This is a genomic window from Yeosuana sp., from assembly GCF_057126245.1.
Genome location: NZ_DBNGMQ010000063.1, coordinates 44,771 through 61,772, shown reverse-complemented (window position 1 = coordinate 61,772; position 17,002 = coordinate 44,771). Strand labels below are relative to the sequence as shown.

Here is a 17,002-nt window from a genome sequence, read left to right as displayed (position 1 = left end):
TAGTGATTATTAGTGTATTATTCAAAAAAAGAAATTTATGTAACAGACTAAAATTTTGTTTGTAAGATAAAAGTAATGCGTAGCGTATTGTTTTTTTTATCTTTAAGCTCAAAATATATACATGAATAAAATAGTTGCTTTTTTATGTTTAATATTAATTGTTAGTTGTAAATCATCTAGTAAAATACAAATTACGCTTGATGAAGTTAAAGAGCATGTTGCATTTTTAACATCTGATGAATTACAAGGTCGGGATACGGGTTCAAGAGGGATAGAGTCGGCAGCCAAATACATCGAAAATGTCTTTATTAAAAACAATATTAAGCCCTACTTTCAAACGTATCGAGATAGCTTTAGTGCTAAAGACCGTATTGGTTATAATATCATCGGGCTAATAGAAGGCACTGATTCTAAATTAAATAATGAATTTGTAATTATTGGTGCGCACTACGATCATATAGGCTTTTCAAATGCATTTCAAAACGATTCTATTGCAAATGGGGCAAACGATAATGCTGCCGGAACGAGTGCTGTATTATCATTAGCTAAATATTTTTCCAAGAAAAATAATAATAAACGAAGTATCATAATTGCTTTATTTTCAGCTGAAGAAATGGGGCTTTTAGGATCTAATCATTTAGCCAATAAGTTAAAAGAAAACAATCTAGACCTTTATACAATGCTAAATTTTGAAATGATTGGTGTGCCCTTTAAAGATAGAGATTATGAAGCCTTTGTAACCGGTTACGATTTAAGTAACATGGCTACTGTTATGAATGCTCAAATAGGGTCGAATTATATAGGGCGCTCTGAGATAGCTATAAAATATAATCTCTTCAGACAATCAGATAACTTTGCATTTTATAATGTCTTTAAGGCACCTTGCCAGACCATTTCCAGTTGCGATTTATCAAATTATGATTATTACCATCATGTGGATGATGAAGCAGATAAATTAGATTATGAGCATATGATGAGCTTGATTCAAAAAATGATTCCGGCTATAGAACATATTTGTAATTCAGATACAAAAGAAATAAAAGTGAATAATGAGTAAAAATGTAATTATAACAGGAACCAGCAGAGGTATTGGTTTTGAGTTAGTAAAACTGTTTTCGCAATCAGGACATAAGGTATTGGCGCTTTCGCGGAATGATCAACCAATAAATAATCTTAAACTTGAAAATGTTACTGCCTTTTCATTTGATTTAATTAAGATAAAAGACTATAAAAAAGTTAAAGATTTTATAAACAAAAACTGGAAGCAAGTTGATGTTTTAATAAATAATGCTGGTACACTTTTAAATAAACCGTTTGCCGAAACAACAGTTCAAGATTTTGAATATGTTTATAAGGCAAATGTATTTGGTGTTGCCGAAATGACAAGAATTGTAATTCCCTACATGAAAAAGGATAGTCATGTGGTTACTATCAGTTCTATGGGAGGTGTACAAGGGAGTATGAAATTTCCAGGTTTGGCAGCTTACAGTTCAAGTAAAGCAGCGGTTATTACACTTACAGAATTATGGGCTGAAGAATATAAAGAAGCGGGCCCTAGTTTTAACGTGTTAGCCCTTGGAGCGGTGCAAACTGAAATGCTGGAAGAAGCGTTTCCAGGTTATCAAGCACCAACAACAGCTTTAGAAATGGCCTGCTATATTTTTGATTTTTCCATTAACGGAAATAAATATTTTAATGGTAAACTACTTCAAGTTTCAAATTCTACGCCTTAGTTTATGAGTCACTATAAATGTGTAATTTTTGATTGTGATGGCGTATTAGTAGATAGTGAACCAATAGGAAATCAAATTTTGGTTAATATGGCTAACCATCTTGGCGCTAATATAGATTTAGACTTTGCCATGAAGTACTTTAAAGGCAGTCATTTTTCAGAATGTTTAAAAATTATTGAAGTTTTAGTCAGTCAACCCATACCAGAAACATTCGAAACTCAATATAGACAGCAAAGTTTAAAGTCATTTGAAACTAATTTAAAACCTATTGAAGGGGTTACCCAAGTAATTGAGCAATTAAAATTACCGTTTTGTGTAGCTTCCAGCGGAATGGAGTCGAAGATGAGGTTTAATTTGGATTTAGTGGGTTTATTGCCATATTTTGAAAACAAAATGTTTAGCTCTTATACTATTAAAAAATTTAAACCAGAACCTGATGTTTTTTTATGGGCAGCAAAAACTATGGGATTTCAACCTCACGAATGTATTGTTATCGAGGATAGCTTATTAGGCGTTAAAGGAGCACTTGCTGGGGGTTTTGATGTGTATGGTTTTACAGCTCATGATTATGATAAGGAATTAGAAGGTTTGGCAACAAAAACTTTTAGTAGTATGCTTGAGCTTTTAAAAATGATTTGATTTTGTATAGCGAGTTTGGTAATTGTAATTAGTTAAACTGACGATATCTAAACCATATTTTAAAAAGTTCGATTGGTGCAAGTAAATAGTATTTGATTTTTATTTTTGATCCTGCTATTTCACTCCATTCATTAATGGGATATTCTATAATCTTATCATTACAATTAGTATAAATCATTTTGAAACGAAATAAGAGTTCAACATCAAAAATCCATTTACTTATAAAAGGATCTTGAAAAAGCTTATGGATTAAAGAACAGTGTATCAGTTTTGCTCCGCATTGGCTATCATAAACATTTTCTTTTAATATGATACTAACCGTTGTAGCAAAAACTCTACCAAAATAATGTCTGAACAAATTTCTGTTAATTTGTGCTCCTAATCTAGCAACGCGTATTCCTAAAATAAATTCGACCTCATTATTCTTTTTAATTATATCTAAAAAAGCTTCTATTTCTTTAAGTGGGACAGATAAATCTGCATCAAAATATCCAATAAATGTATATTCTTCATTAGCATTATTTACAGACAATATACCATTTCTTATAGCTTCTGCTTTACCCAAATTTTGATTTAAATTAAGATAGTTCAGATTTTTACGTGCATTGCATAATGATTGTAACAATCCCAAAGTGTTATCAGTACTGCCATCATCAACAAAAAGAAAATGTATATTTGGATGTTTAATTGAAAATTTATAAAATGTATCGGTCGCTAGTCGAAATTCTTCATTATAACAGGGAATAATAATTAAAACTTTCATTCTTAATTTTCAAATAGTTTTTTTAATAGTTGATTTTCTACAAATAACATAACATGATAGACCTGGAATATTAATTTTAACTTTTCTAAGTATCTTTCCTATCTGATAATCAAATAATAAGATGTGTTTTATAACTTGGGTAGTTGTTTTTCTACCTTTCCAATTTCCAACTTTTTGTAAGTGATTTCCTTTTTTATTTTTTATTTTTTCAAAAATCATATTTATGAATCTCGGGATTAACAAAGACGTAAAAAAATATCCTCCTTCAATAAATTCTAGATTATTTTTGTTGATTGTGTTTTTGAGTTTCTTTAAGTTATATCTTCTAAAATGTTTTAAAAGGTTATCATGATGACTAAATAAAGTTTGATAAGCAGGTACGGAAATTAAAACATATGTATTATCATTAATATAAGGTTGTTTTAAAATATTGTTTAAAAAGGTATCATCATTAGGAACATGCTCAATAACATCTAACAAAGTGATAAAATTAATTTTGCTATTTTTTATTTCATTAAGATTCGTATATAACTTTAAATTTTGATTGTTGTAAATAGAATTTATCTTCCTTTTTAAATCTAAAGTATATTTATGATCAACACAATGAGTATATTCAATGTTTTGTAGTTTAGTAAAACTATTAGCTAAAAAAGCATCACCACTTCCTACGTCTAAAACATCAATTCGTCTATTTTGGGCGGAAATATATTTAGATATTAATTCGATAACAATAGCTTTCCTAGCTAGCTCCCACGGGTGTCTGTTAATGTGTTTAAAATTAATTTCTATTAAATCCATTGTATTGATTTCATTCAAATTCTTTTTTTAAAATATCTATTATATTAATAATAATTGAATTAGCATCACTGAATTTACTTTCCAAATCGTACACCTCAATTTTATTTGAAATTTTACCTTTTCCTAAGCCCAAAGAATCTAATCTTTCTTTTACTATTTGATTGAATAATGGTTCTGGCACCCATATTCTAGATGATGAAATATGTCCAAATTCATCTGCATATTCTTTTTCATAGAATTTAAATTCCTGTAGAAATTCATTTTTGGGCTTAATAAATATTATTTTTTTTTGATTATCTATTGGAACCTTATTAAAAGCAGTTTTAAGCGCAATATATTCTTTATGATGAATTTCAGTGATATAAAAATTCAAGTTAATTGAACTAAAACCGATTAATAATACACCTAATAATAATGATATTTTTTTTAAAATTTGATTTTGCTTACTTAGTTTAATTAAGAAATAAAACTGATAGAATAATATTAGTATCGCAGCTGGAGCAATAGTTCTGCTGCACATATAATTATCTACAGATAAAAGATTTGGTAAATAGCTTAAAGGTAAAACTAAAATTAGAAATGAAATGAAATAAAAGAATTGATTTGTTTTTGTTCTTTTTTGATAGAGTAAATAGAAAAATCCTAAAAAACTAAATGCGCCAATTATTAAGAACAGAGTAGGAAATATTAAAAAACTGCTACCATAAAGTAATATTTTCATTTCTTTAAAGTAAAAAATTATAGTTCTTAGAGGTAGTTTAATAATATCAATTTTGGTTCTATTTATAGGATCAAGTTCATACCAGAAAAGAGAAAGTTTAAAAACAATAAAATATAATATGAAAGTAATTCCCAAAAAAACTAATAAAGTAACAGCTTTTCTTAGTGAGAAGTCTTTACTTAAAACAAAGGAAAAGACAAAAGGGATAAGAAATGCTGTAGCAGCTGATTGATAGAGACAAAGAGATATGACGACTAATATAACAGCAATTATATAATTTAATGGTTTGATTTTATTTTCGCAGGCGTTCAATAAGAGAATGCCAGCTAGAAAAGAAATATTTAATACTACCGGAATTTCATAAGTAGCACTCCAACTATAATAAACGGAGAAAGAAGGAATAGTTAAAATTAAAAAAGAGAATAATGCAGATTCATATATTTTCATTTTTAGTTTCAGTATAAATGAAAATACTTGTATTGAAAAAATCACACAAGCCAATAGAGAAAATAATCGAACCCATTTAAGATCTGATATGGAATAACATAATGGACCATATATAAATTCACTAATTATGCCATATAAAAACCTTCCGCCTTGTATAAATAAATCTTTAAAATTTGAATCTATATCTGCTGTCCAAATAAATTCATGAGCATCTAAAAAAGCATAATCTTTAAAAATGCCAAGGTTTAAAAGGAGGCACCCAATTACTGCGAATATACTATACGATAAAATAGGGTTATTCTCAACAATTAATTTAGCCTTGCTTAAGAATTTTATTAATATGCTTTTATAAGTTATTTCAGCAGATGCCAAGTGGTTTGAATTTTAAAGTATATTGGAGTTGTTTATAAGGCGAATTTATCGAATTTTACCCAAAACCAATTGCTTTTCTTTTAATAATTACACTATTATTGGTTGAAAGTGAATTTGATTTAAAAATTATATTTCAAGGTATATCTTAAATACAGTTTTAATTGTTTTTATAGAATAGGCTCATTTAGTGGTTATAGTTAGAAATGAGCCTAAACCTAAGTAGGGAGATTAAAGAAAGTTAAGAAAAAGTAGGCATCAAAGAATTAGGAATTTATACATATATAGGTATCAATTTTTAATTCTGAAAGCAGGCTAAAAATTCGGATACAATTTTAATACTTCCTTTCATTTTGAGTTTCTTTTACTCTTTTTATATCCTGATTTTTTTTCCTAGAAAAAAGCCTAAAAGGAATATTCCAATTGGAACTATTATAAAAATTAAAATTAATTGAATTGGTCCGATTGTTAAATACATAATTTTCTATCTGTTCATTGTTACATTTTTAAGTGCGTTCGGTAATGAATGGTAATATTATAATATGGAATCGCTTTAATGTTTTATATTTAGCTTTAAACTAAGTTAGTCAAAAGTTCGTATAAAATCAATATTTTTACTTTCAATAATTCCTGTATTTTTGTGTGATGCAAGATGCCCTTTTAAGTTATATTCCAGAACAGGCCATGACACAGGTTTTAAACCTGTTAAAACATGATAACCTTACGGTAAAAGTTAAAAAAGAACGCAAAACACGTCATGGCGATTATATGCGCTTACCGAATGGTAAGCATCAAATCACCGTCAACTCAAACTTAAATGAATATCGATTTTTAATCACACTCATTCACGAAATTGCTCATTTTGAAGCTTACAAAGCCTATGGTCGTTTTATAAAACCGCATGGTGTAGAGTGGAAACGAACTTTTCAACACTTGATGTTACCATTTTTAAATCCTAATATTTTTCCAAATGACTTGTTATCTCTTTTAGCAAAACATTTTAAAAACCCAAAAGCCTCCAGTGATACAGATGTTAATTTAGCACTAGCTTTAAAACAATTTGATAAACCAAATAATAAAACGTATATTTTTGAAGTGCCAATTGGTAGCACATTTAAATTGTACAACGGGAAAGTGTTTAAAAAATCTCAAAAGCGCGTAAAACGTTATGAGTGTATAGAAATAAATACAGGAAAATTGTATCTGTTTAATCCAAATGCAGAAGTCGAATTATTAAATTAATAATATGAACAAAAATTACTACGCCATTTTAATGGCAGGAGGTGTTGGGTCCAGATTTTGGCCAGTAAGTACCCAAGATTTTCCAAAGCAGTTCCATGATATGTTGGGTACAGGAGACACCCTTATTCAAAAAACATTTCACAGACTAGCAAAGTTAATTCCACAAGAAAATATTTTCATTTTAACCAATGAGCGTTATAATGATTTAGTTTTTGAACAATTGCCTAGCGTAACGCAACGTCAGGTCGTTTTAGAACCGGCTATGCGAAATACAGCACCGTGTATTTTATATGCGTCTTTAAAAATTCAAAAAGAAAATCCAGATGCTGTAATGATTGTGGCACCAAGTGATCATTGGATTGAAGATGAAACTACCTTTTCAAATAATGTACAACAAGCATTTGATTTTTGTATTGAAAATGATGCATTAATGACATTGGGTATTCAACCAACGTTTCCAAACACAGGGTATGGTTATATTGAGTTTGACAAAACAGCTTCTAGTGATATCAAGGCAGTTAATCAGTTTAGAGAAAAACCAGATTACGAAACAGCCAAGGAATTCATTGCTCAAGGAAATTTTCTTTGGAATGCAGGGATTTTTATGTGGAGTGTGAAAAGTGTGGTTGCAGCATTTCAAAAAAATCAACCAACACTTTTTGAATTATTTAAAAAGGGAATTTCTGTATATAATACTGAACAAGAGAACACGTTTATTCAAGAAAACTATGCTAAAGCAGAGAACATTTCGGTAGATTATGCTATTATGGAGACATCAAAAAATGTATATGTTATTGCAGCAGAGTTTGATTGGAATGACCTCGGTACTTGGGGCAGTTTGTATGATAAGTTAGATAAAGATGCGAGTGATAATGCCGTAGTAAATTCAAGAACATTAACCGAAGATGCTACCGGTAATATGATACGCACCAAAAAAGATAAAATTGTTGTTGTTGATGGGCTGCAGGATTATATTATCGTTGATAAGGAAGATGTGTTGTTAATTTATCCCAAATCAAAGGAACAAGATATTAAAAAAGTGCTGAATAAAGTAAAAGATACATTTGGTGAGCAGTATGGTTAATTTATAAAATGAGCCATAACAATTATGTTGATGCTAACCGAAATGATTCTTGGTAAATTGTGTCTGATCCATAAAAAATAATAAAACTTAAATTGATTAAATATTAAAAATATTTAATTGAATATTTTATATTTATACACATATGTAAGCTAATTAATCAAAGATGGAAGAAAATAAATCCAATTTCTCTGAAGAACAATCTAAAAGAGAAGAAGCGGTAGAGCAATCAAAAGATGATATTAAAAAAGGTGCTCAAGGCTTATTTGACAATGTCAAAAAGTTTTTAAGTGAATTGTTGGATTTTAGAGAGGATACAGATAGAGATGCTACCATCCAAGCAATAAAAAATGATATTCCTTTTAAAGGAGCTACAGCTTGGATTTTGGTGTGTTCAATTTTTGTGGCATCAATTGGTTTAAATGCCAATTCTACAGCGGTTGTTATTGGGGCTATGTTAATTTCTCCACTTATGGGACCCATTCTTGGTGTTGGTTTATCAATCGCTATTAATGATGTTGATACCTTAAGACGGTCTTTAATTAATTTAGGAACAATGATTGTTCTTAGTTTACTCACAGCTTTTTTATTCTTTTATTTGTTCCCATTAAGTGAAGATACTTCAGAACTCTTAGGGCGAGTAAAACCAGATATTCGAGACGTTTTGATTGCGTTTTTTGGTGGTTTAGCTTTAATAATTGCACGAACCAAAAGAGGCACTATTGCCTCGGTTATTTTTGGAGTTGCCATTGCAACTGCTTTAATGCCACCTTTATGCACCGCAGGTTATGGCTTAGCAAAAGGTAATTGGCAATATTTTGGTGGGGCAATGTATTTGTTCACCATCAATACTATTTTTATTGCAATGGCTACCTTTATTGTATTAAAGGTATTGAGGTTTCCGATGCTTAAGTACGTTAATTCTGCGAAACGTAAGCGTATAGGTAGAATTGCTTCGTTGGTCGCTTTTGTAGTTATGGTACCTGCTGTTTGGACTTTTGTAAATGTTTTGCAAGAAAGTAATTTTGCTAGAGATGCTAAGGATTTTGTTAACAATGAACTAAAAGAGTTGCCTCATTTTGAGTATATTAAGAATAACGCTATTTACAACTATACAGACAGAAATATATCTTCAATTGATATTAATACTTTTGGTTTAGATGAAATACCTGAATCTACTATTAATATTCTGAAAAGTAGAATGAAAGATTATGGCGCTTTAGTAGAATCTACTTTAAATTTCAATCAAAATCGATCTAGAGGGTTAGATAATTTTAAATATATGGAAGAATTGCGCTATAGAGATTCTTTAGATTTATTATCTCAAACCCAAAAAATTGCTTTTCTAGAAGGAAAAGTCAGACAACTATCAAAATTGGAAAAAAATTATATTGCTTTTGAAGAACTTACTAAAGAGGTTAAAATTAATTATGAAAATTTAGATCAATTTGCATATTCTAGCGTAATCAATTCTAACTTTACTAAAATGGATACTATTTCGGTGTTTACTGTCAAATGGGTCGATTCTTTAACTAATGAACAATCAAGACAAAAGGATACACAAAAGCTTGAGAAATGGTTAAAACTTAAGTTGAATTTAGATACTTTGGTTGTAAAACGGGATAATTAAAGATTTATTTAAATAGAAACATCAATTAAAATAATTTTATAGAAAAGTATTTTACTTTTTAAAAAAATGAGAATATTTTATAGAAAAATTCTTTTTCTAATTTCGTTAAGTCTTTTCTTTAGGTGTTCAACTAAACAAGACTTATTTGTAGATTATTCAAATTCACAAATTGACTATTCAGGTAGAATAGATTCATCAACAGTTAAAGGCGTTAATCTTTATTGGTCGGGGTCTTCAATAAAATTTAATTTTGAAGGTGAGTCTATATCGGCATTGCTTGAGGATGAAAAAGGAGATAATTATTACAATGTTATTATTGATAATGATAGTCTTTATATTTTCCGACCTGATACAACAAAGCAATACTATCAACTAGCCTCAAAACTGCCAAAAGGAAAACATACCATTGAAATTTTTAAACGAACTGAATGGGATAGAGGAAAAACATCTTTTTACGGATTTCAAATAAAAAGAGGCGCGAAGATTTTACCCATGCCTTTACCTTATAAGAGAAAAATAGAATTTTATGGAAATTCTATTACTGCAGGTTATGCTGTTGAAGATACGTCGGGGAGAGATTTACCAGATAGTACTTATACCAACAACTATTTAAGTTATGCCGCCATCACAGCTAGACACTTTCAATTAAAATATCAATGCATTTGTAGAAGCGGCATTGGTATAACCATTAGCTGGTTTCCCTTAACGATGCCTGAAATGTATGATAGATTGATTCCCACGGATAAAAATAGTAGATGGGATTTTTCTTTATACTCTCCTGATATTGTTGTGATTAACCTATTTCAAAATGACTCTTGGTTAGTTAACATGAATGATTCAAATGAGTTTAAAGAGCGATTTGGCACTAAAGTACCAAATGATACATATTTTATTGAAGCGTATCAACAATTTGTAGATGACATAAGAAGCCATTACCCCAAGTCTAAGATTATATGTATTCTCGGTAATATGGATGCTGCCAAAGAAGATTCAAAATGGATCAATTTTATTAAAAAAGGAGTTGCAAATTTAAATGATAATAATATTTATACCCATTTCATACCTTTTAAAGAAACTAACGGACATCCTTCGGTAAAAGAGCAGGAAGAAATTGCTAATAGTTTAATTCAATTTATTAATAACAATATAGATTGGTAATCTAAAAATTACTACATAATATTTTAGAAATATACCAGCTATATAATTTGATGTGGATAGGGTGTTTTTCGGTTTTGGAATCTCAAAATTGTATCTTTTACGATTACTCCTTTATCAATATTAATCGCGTTTTTAATAGTTTTATTTTCCTGCCAACCTTCATAACCCGCAATTACTGATGGTAAATGAACAATCATGGCTGCTGAAAGAGATCTTGAAGCACTTTCCCAAAAATAACTAGGTGTGTGGTCTACCGCATAATAATCAATGTTATCAATAGGTATGATTGGGTTTTTAAATGTAGTGGGCTTAGCAAAATAAAAACCCATACCTTCATCACAGCTTACATCAATAATTAAGGTGCCTGGTTTAAGCATTGCTTTTTCATCTTCGTTTACATAGTTAATGGGGTCATCCACGTCTTGATAGGTTCCATTGATGATGATTTCAGACTCATGAATTAAATCCAATAGAGACCGTTCAGACCCGTCGTGCTCCACTAAAACAAGTCTTGGCTCGTTTTCGTTTCCCTTTCTAACTCGTGTATAATGAACGTCCAAAACTTCTTCACGTACTTCATGATCTGGCCTTTGAATACATATGGTAATGTCTCTAAAACCATGTGCTTTTAATGCGTAGATAGCACCTCTGCTAACAGCTCCAAAACTGAATATAATGGCTTTCCTTTGATTTCCATAATGACCATCTATTCCCTTTAGTTGTAGTGCATGAATAACGGCACAATATCCAGCCATTTCATTATTTTTGTAAAATGTATGCCTACCAATTTGTCCGTTCGGATTCCAGACATACATATCTTCAAAAGCTATTAAGGTTAATTTTTTATCAATTGCTGTTTGAGTAATCTGCATTTGTTGGGCGCAATGGGGATATCCCCATAAAATACCGCCAGTTTTAAGTTCTTTTAAATCAGCGAGGATAGGTTTTGCTATAATAACAGATCCGATGTCTGATAATATTTCACTACGAGTTGCCATGCCCCCGGTAAGTTCTATAATTTCTTCATCTTCAATGTTAAAAGGTTTGCCATACCCTTCTTCAAAAATAAGTTGTCTTCGTATATGTTCTGGAAGTCTTTTTAAATGTTCAGGATGAATAGGTACGCGTCTTTCGTCTTCTTTTTTTGAGGTTCCAATAACCCCCATTTTTAATAAAGCCATATGATTCTATTTTTGAATTAAAACGAATCACAGATTAATGAATTAAGCAAAGCGTCAGATTGAATTTTTTTTTGGATTTTTCTTCTAGTAATCAGTCATTAAGTTGACAACTAGAGTTGCGTAGAAAGTTAAATTAAATCAACGGACAAATATCCATTGTTAAAGATAGGCTATTTGTTTAAGAATTAGCGGGTTATTCAGGTAATTCTTAGCTAAAAAATAATATATAATCTGGCTTAAATCAATTTTTAAAAATATTTTAACTTAAAACAAAACATTACTCCTTCTCTTCAATATACATTTGGCGAACTTTTTTCATGAGCTCAGATGAATATACAAAATCAGTTACTACGTCGTTATCAGTTTTAAAAATAGTATCTTTTGAGCCTTCCCATGCTTTTAATCCATCTTTTAAAAATATAATCTTTTCGCCAATTTCCATAACAGAGTTCATGTCATGCGAATTAATCACGGTTGTAATATCATACTCATCAGTGATTTCTTGAATTAAATTATCAATGATGATGGCCGTTTTTGGATCTAATCCTGAGTTAGGTTCATCACAAAATAAATACTTTGGTTTATTCACAATAGCTCTTGCGATGGCAACACGTTTTTGCATGCCTCCAGAAGCTTCACTCGGCATTTTATTATGAGCATCAATTAAATTAACACGTTTTAATACAAAATCGACGCGATCTTCCATTTCGCTTTTGCTTTGTTTGGTGAACATTCTCAAAGGAAACATCACGTTCTCAGCAATGGTCATAGAATCAAACAAGGCACTTCCTTGAAAAACCATACCTATTTCCCCACGTAAATTTCTTTTCTGGTCCTCACTTAATTCAGAAAATATTTTTCCGTCATAAGAAATACAACCTTCTTCATATTCAAATAATCCTAAAAGACATTTTATAAAAACGGTTTTTCCTGAGCCACTCTGGCCAATAATTAAATTAGTTTTACCCTTTTCAAAAGTAGTGCTAATACCTTTTAACACTTCAACTCCAGAAAACGATTTATGTATGTTTTTTACTTCTATCATTAGCTCAACAACATTTGGGTTAAAATATAATTAATAAGAATAATAACTACACTTGTCCACACGAATGATGTTGTACTAGCTTTTCCAACTTCAAGGGCGCCACCTTTCATATAAAACCCATGATAGGAAGGAATCGTGGCCAATATAAAGGCAAAAACGAAGGTTTTTATAAATGCATAAGTAATATGAAATGTAATAAAATCCATTTGAATACCAATAATATAATCTTCAAGTGAACTAAAACCACCATAAACACAGGCTGCCATACCTCCAAGAATCCCTAAAAACATAGCAATAGAAATAACAAATGGATAAAGCGTTAAGGCTATAAACTTAGGAAATACCAGATAATTTAAAGAGTTAATTCCCATAACTTCTAAAGCGTCTATTTGCTCGGTTACTCTCATAGTTCCAATACTTGAGGTTATAAACGAGCCCACTTTACCAGCCATGATTATGGACATGAATGTTGGTGCAAATTCTAAAATAATGGATTGTCTTGTTGCAAAACCAACCAAGGATTTAGGAATAAGTGGATTGCTAATATTTAAGGCTGTTTGAATTGTAACAACACCACCCACAAAAAACGATATAAAGGCAACAATACCTAATGAGCCAATAATTAAATCGTCAATATCCTTTAATATTAATTGTTTCATTACCGACCATTTGGTAGGTTTACGAAACATTTCTACTATCATTAAAAAATAGGTGCCTATATAACTAAGGTATGTCATACTTAAATTTGTTAGTGCTAAAGTAAAAAAAAGTTAGAGGTATTTAACTTTAATTTTAAATTATGATGTTTTAAAATCAGTATTTTTGAAAAATCTAATACAAACAAAAAAATGAAACATTTATTTGCTCTTATTGCATTTATTATTTTAGGCAGTTCATGTAACGCTCAAAATAATTTAAAAACTAACCAAACTAGTCATAAAAGTAGTTTAATTGAACGACCAAAATTAGTTGTAGGTATTGTGGTAGACCAAATGCGTTACGATTATTTAACACGTTTTTATAACAAATACAGCGAAGGCGGTTTTAAACGGATGATGAATGAAGGGTTCAATTGTAAAAACCATCATTTTAATTATATACCAACAAAAACAGGACCTGGACATGCCTCAATTTTCACAGGAACGACGCCGAGATATCATGGCATTATTGCTAACGATTGGTATGATAAAATCACAAAGGAGTTTGTCTATTGCGCAGGTGATAATAATGTCGAATCTATAGGAACAACCGATGATGCAGGTAAAATGTCACCACGCAGAATGGTTGCAACTACTTTTGCAGATGAGAATAAGTTATTCACACATATGAAAGGAAAAACCATTGGTATTTCTATAAAAGACAGAGGGGCGATATTACCAGCGGGCCATACGGCCGACGCGGCTTATTGGTTTCATGGAAAAAATGAAGGTGTTTTTATTTCCAGTAGTTTTTATATAAAAGAATTACCAAAATGGGTAAAAGCTTTTAATGAATCGAATATCGTTGAATCTTATTTAAAGGATTGGAATACGCTTTATGATATAAATACCTATACCGAGAGCGGAAGTGATTTAAATAATTTTGAAGATGGTTTTAAAGGAAAAGAAACAGCAACTTTTCCATATGATTTAGCTGCTTTAAAAGATAAGAATGGTGGATTTGATATTTTAAAATCAACTCCTTATGGAAACAGTTTTGTTGCCGATTTTGCAATAGCAGCTATTCAAGGAGAGCAATTAGGTCAGGATAATATAACCGATGTTCTTACAGTAAGTTTTTCTAGTCCTGATTATATTGGTCATAATTTTGGAGTGAATTCGAAAGAAACTGAAGATGCTTATTTACGTCTTGATTTAGACCTTGAGCGTTTATTCAAAGCACTGGATCAACAAGTAGGTAAAGGTGAATATACAGTGTTTTTAACAGCAGATCATGGGGCCGTTAATGTGCCGTCGTATTTAGAAATAGTAAAGATTCCAGCAGGATATCTTAATAATAAATCTTCTAGAGAGCAATTAAAGCAATTTCTAAAAGCAACGTTTGGCAGTAGTGATTTAATTGAAAATATTAGTAACGATCAAATTTTTTTAAATAAAAGTACCATTAAGTCTTTAGGCTTAAACGTTGATGATGTTGAAGAAGCTATCGCCAGTGAGGTTATAAATTATGAAGATATTTATAAAGTGTACACGGCTATAGCAATGAATCAGACATCATTTTCTGACGGGATAGAACATCTATTACAAAACGGATTTAATCAAAAGCGCTCTGGAGACATATTACTTGTTGGAAAACCAGGCTATATTTCTTACCGTAAAACTGGAACAACTCATGGAACGGGTTATAACTACGATACACATGTTCCTTTGCTGTTTTTTGGAAAAGGTATAGCTCATGGTACAACCTTACAGAAAACTGTAGTGAGCGATATTTCACCAACGATATCTGCTTTATTAGGAGTTGCTTATCCTAATAGCTCTATAACAGGAAATCCTCTAGAGTTTGTCTTAGAATAGTTTTTTAATTTGAATAAAAGAACATTATACTCTGTAATAACAATTATAGTTGTTTTAGGTGTTTATGGATATGAGCATTTTCTGAAAGAATCAGAAAAGGCTGAAATCGTATCAGAAGGCAGAAGTCTTAAAGCAAATACTAACAAATATTTTTTACCTGCAAGTACATCGGGTCAAATAATCCATCATGAAAGTTATTCGTTATCTTATAGTGAACCTCATGAGCAGGCCGAGTGGGTTGCTTACGAATTAAAGAAATCGCAGTTATCGAATAATAATTTTGATAGGCCTTATTTTGAAATTGATAAGGCTATTAAAACAGGTGCGGCTCACTGGAGGAATTACAAAAACTCAGGATATGATCGTGGACATTTATGCCCGGCAGGAGATAGATCCTATAGTATTGGGGCTTATAATGAAACTTTTTTAACAAGTAATATTTCACCTTAGGAGCACGAATTTAATGCAGGCATCTGGAATACGTTAGAACAGAAAGTGAGGTATTGGGCCAATAAATATGACGGCGTTTTTGTAGTTACAGGAGGCGTCTTACAAAATGGGTTACCAACAATAGGCGAGGAGCGTGTCGCTGTACCCAAGCAGTTTTACAAGATCATTTTAGACGATAATAACGGAGCGATAAAAATGATTGCTTTTTTAATGCCTCATGAAAATTCTGGCAAGCCGTTATATAAGTTTGTCGTTTCTGTCGATGAAATTGAAAAATTAACTGGAATAGATTTTTTTTCTGAGTTAGATAATGCTTTAGAAAACAAATTGGAATCTTCAAGCAATTATAAAAACTGGAATCTTAATTGAATTTATTCAACATGCCTTTCCAGCGTAATCTTCTTATAAATTCACCTTGCTCTTCAGTAACTAGATAAGATGTTTTATTCTTTTTTGCCTTGAAATATCCGGCGATATAATCTTTAAATAAGGAAAATTTTTTCTTTTTGTAGGCTAGTTTTAAAGCAGAAATAAATGTGATTATAAATTTATAACGCATTTTGTACATAGCCTCTCCTTGTAAATATTTTGAAGCTTTATTGTAACTAATTCCAGTAGGTTTTAAATGTTTTACGTGAAGGGAAGAATCGGTTAAAATCTCCCATTTATAGTACTTAGCTAGTAGCTCATCAATGGTGTCCCATCCCATAGAGGGTTTCAGTTTTCCTATTTCAACAAAGCAATCTCTACGATAGGCTTTTAATGCACCCCGAATATGATCTTTTCTCGTTAGGTTTTCAATAACCCATTTATTGTTTTTTTCAATGTAACAAAAACCAGAAGCCATTCCTAGACGTTCATTATTTTCAAAGTGTATGCCAATCTGCTCTAAATAATTATTAGGAAAAATTAGATCGGCATCAAACTTGCAAATTACATCATAATCATTATCCAAAATTTCAAATCCTTTATAAAACGCATTGATAATTTTTGATCCCGGTAAATGTTCGTTAGAAGATTTAGAATTTATAAGTCGAATCCAAGGATATTTAGTACTATAGCTCTCTACAATATCTTGTGTATTATCAGTTGAATTATCATTTACAACAATTAGCCGTTTAGGTAATATGGTTTGATGAACTAATGAGTCTAGTGTAAGGGCTATAGAATCTTGTTCGTTGTGTGCAGGTATGACTATATAGAAATTCAAATTCTTAAGTTTAATACTC

At 30.7% G+C, this 17,002-nt stretch carries 15 protein-coding genes and 1 pseudogene; 9 read left to right on the top strand and 7 right to left on the bottom strand.

All coding sequences use genetic code 11. The features are described 5' to 3' along the window. Window positions 1-121: 121 nt before the first annotated feature. The 3 genes from AC15TD_RS07700 to AC15TD_RS07690 are packed head-to-tail and all read left to right on the top strand — an operon-like array spanning window position 122 to window position 2,372. Entirely contained in the window at window positions 122-1,057 is a 936-nt protein-coding gene (locus AC15TD_RS07700) for a M28 family peptidase (RefSeq protein WP_484451556.1), read from the top strand. After that, window positions 1,050-1,733, top strand: coding sequence for an SDR family NAD(P)-dependent oxidoreductase (locus tag AC15TD_RS07695; protein ID WP_484451555.1), 684 nt, complete (start codon window positions 1,050-1,052; stop codon window positions 1,731-1,733). Before AC15TD_RS07700 ends, AC15TD_RS07695 begins: the two co-directional genes overlap by 8 nt. A gap of 3 nt (window positions 1,734-1,736) precedes the next feature. Beyond that, a complete protein-coding gene (locus tag AC15TD_RS07690) occupies window positions 1,737-2,372 on the top strand; it encodes an HAD family hydrolase (protein WP_484451554.1) in 636 nt (211 codons plus the stop codon). A gap of 28 nt (window positions 2,373-2,400) precedes the next feature. On the opposite strand, the gene AC15TD_RS07685 is transcribed toward AC15TD_RS07690, so the two are convergent. The 3 genes from AC15TD_RS07685 to AC15TD_RS07675 are packed head-to-tail and all read right to left on the bottom strand — an operon-like array spanning window position 2,401 to window position 5,473. Continuing rightward, complete coding sequence (locus AC15TD_RS07685) at window positions 2,401-3,135, bottom strand: glycosyltransferase (protein WP_484451553.1); 735 nt, start codon at window positions 3,133-3,135, stop codon at window positions 2,401-2,403. Between the two features lie 9 nt (window positions 3,136-3,144). Further along, window positions 3,145-3,933: a methyltransferase domain-containing protein gene (locus AC15TD_RS07680; RefSeq protein WP_484451552.1), complete on the bottom strand. Its 789-nt coding sequence runs from the start codon at window positions 3,931-3,933 to the stop codon at window positions 3,145-3,147. A 10-nt stretch (window positions 3,934-3,943) separates the two neighbouring features. Beyond that, entirely contained in the window at window positions 3,944-5,473 is a 1,530-nt protein-coding gene (locus tag AC15TD_RS07675; RefSeq protein ID WP_484451551.1) for a hypothetical protein, read from the bottom strand. 642 nt (window positions 5,474-6,115) lie between these two features. On the opposite strand from AC15TD_RS07675, the gene AC15TD_RS07670 reads away from it, so the two are divergent. The 4 genes from AC15TD_RS07670 to AC15TD_RS07655 all read left to right on the top strand — a co-directional run bounded on the left by AC15TD_RS07670 (window position 6,116) and on the right by AC15TD_RS07655 (window position 10,581). Further along, on the top strand, window positions 6,116-6,712 hold the full coding sequence (locus tag AC15TD_RS07670) for a SprT-like domain-containing protein (RefSeq protein WP_484451582.1): 597 nt from the start codon (window positions 6,116-6,118) through the stop codon (window positions 6,710-6,712). Window positions 6,713-6,716: 4 nt separating this feature from the next. After that, window positions 6,717-7,796, top strand: a complete 1,080-nt coding sequence (locus AC15TD_RS07665; protein WP_484451550.1) for a mannose-1-phosphate guanylyltransferase — start codon at window positions 6,717-6,719, stop codon at window positions 7,794-7,796. A 163-nt stretch (window positions 7,797-7,959) separates the two neighbouring features. Beyond that, complete coding sequence (locus AC15TD_RS07660; RefSeq protein WP_484451549.1) at window positions 7,960-9,423, top strand: DUF389 domain-containing protein; 1,464 nt, start codon at window positions 7,960-7,962, stop codon at window positions 9,421-9,423. Between the two features lie 66 nt (window positions 9,424-9,489). Next, a complete protein-coding gene (locus tag AC15TD_RS07655; RefSeq protein WP_484451548.1) occupies window positions 9,490-10,581 on the top strand; it encodes an SGNH/GDSL hydrolase family protein in 1,092 nt (363 codons plus the stop codon). 38 nt (window positions 10,582-10,619) lie between these two features. Here the strand turns inward: AC15TD_RS07655 and AC15TD_RS07650 are convergent, their stop codons facing one another. The 3 genes from AC15TD_RS07650 to AC15TD_RS07640 form a co-directional block, all read right to left on the bottom strand. Next, window positions 10,620-11,762, bottom strand: coding sequence for a N(5)-(carboxyethyl)ornithine synthase (locus AC15TD_RS07650; protein ID WP_484451547.1), 1,143 nt, complete (start codon window positions 11,760-11,762; stop codon window positions 10,620-10,622). A gap of 277 nt (window positions 11,763-12,039) precedes the next feature. Continuing rightward, a complete protein-coding gene (locus AC15TD_RS07645) occupies window positions 12,040-12,807 on the bottom strand; it encodes an ABC transporter ATP-binding protein (RefSeq protein ID WP_484451546.1) in 768 nt (255 codons plus the stop codon). Continuing rightward, window positions 12,807-13,544 carry an MlaE family ABC transporter permease gene (locus AC15TD_RS07640; RefSeq protein WP_484451545.1) on the bottom strand — a complete coding sequence of 246 codons (738 nt, stop codon included), beginning with the start codon at window positions 13,542-13,544 and terminating at the stop codon, window positions 12,807-12,809. Before AC15TD_RS07640 ends, AC15TD_RS07645 begins: the two co-directional genes overlap by 1 nt. Before the next feature lie 111 nt (window positions 13,545-13,655). Between AC15TD_RS07640 and pafA the strand changes: the two genes are divergently transcribed. Further along, window positions 13,656-15,323, top strand: coding sequence for an alkaline phosphatase PafA (gene pafA, locus AC15TD_RS07635; RefSeq protein WP_484451544.1), 1,668 nt, complete (start codon window positions 13,656-13,658; stop codon window positions 15,321-15,323). Window positions 15,324-15,332: 9 nt separating this feature from the next. Continuing rightward, window positions 15,333-16,142: pseudogene (locus tag AC15TD_RS07630) on the top strand (DNA/RNA non-specific endonuclease). Here AC15TD_RS07630 and AC15TD_RS07625 read toward each other — a convergent pair. Then, window positions 16,135-16,983, bottom strand: a complete 849-nt coding sequence (locus tag AC15TD_RS07625) for a glycosyltransferase family 2 protein (protein ID WP_484451543.1) — start codon at window positions 16,981-16,983, stop codon at window positions 16,135-16,137. The pseudogene AC15TD_RS07630 and the gene AC15TD_RS07625 sit on opposite strands and share 8 nt — an antisense overlap. Window positions 16,984-17,002 lie beyond the last annotated feature (19 nt).

Bases quoted from the DNA above. Each gene is read 5' to 3' on its own strand.
- AC15TD_RS07700 (WP_484451556.1), top strand. From the start codon at position 122: ATGAATAAAATAGTTGCTTTTTTATGTTTAATATTAATTGTTAGTTGT.
- AC15TD_RS07695 (WP_484451555.1), top strand. From the start codon at position 1,050: ATGAGTAAAAATGTAATTATAACAGGAACCAGCAGAGGTATTGGTTTT.
- AC15TD_RS07690 (WP_484451554.1), top strand. From the start codon at position 1,737: ATGAGTCACTATAAATGTGTAATTTTTGATTGTGATGGCGTATTAGTA.
- AC15TD_RS07685 (WP_484451553.1), bottom strand. From the start codon at position 3,135: ATGAAAGTTTTAATTATTATTCCCTGTTATAATGAAGAATTTCGACTA.
- AC15TD_RS07680 (WP_484451552.1), bottom strand. From the start codon at position 3,933: ATGGATTTAATAGAAATTAATTTTAAACACATTAACAGACACCCGTGG.
- AC15TD_RS07670 (WP_484451582.1), top strand. From the start codon at position 6,116: ATGCAAGATGCCCTTTTAAGTTATATTCCAGAACAGGCCATGACACAG.
- AC15TD_RS07665 (WP_484451550.1), top strand. From the start codon at position 6,717: ATGAACAAAAATTACTACGCCATTTTAATGGCAGGAGGTGTTGGGTCC.
- AC15TD_RS07660 (WP_484451549.1), top strand. From the start codon at position 7,960: ATGGAAGAAAATAAATCCAATTTCTCTGAAGAACAATCTAAAAGAGAA.
- AC15TD_RS07655 (WP_484451548.1), top strand. From the start codon at position 9,490: ATGAGAATATTTTATAGAAAAATTCTTTTTCTAATTTCGTTAAGTCTT.
- AC15TD_RS07650 (WP_484451547.1), bottom strand. From the start codon at position 11,762: ATGGCTTTATTAAAAATGGGGGTTATTGGAACCTCAAAAAAAGAAGAC.
- AC15TD_RS07645 (WP_484451546.1), bottom strand. From the start codon at position 12,807: ATGATAGAAGTAAAAAACATACATAAATCGTTTTCTGGAGTTGAAGTG.
- AC15TD_RS07640 (WP_484451545.1), bottom strand. From the start codon at position 13,544: ATGACATACCTTAGTTATATAGGCACCTATTTTTTAATGATAGTAGAA.
- pafA (WP_484451544.1), top strand. From the start codon at position 13,656: ATGAAACATTTATTTGCTCTTATTGCATTTATTATTTTAGGCAGTTCA.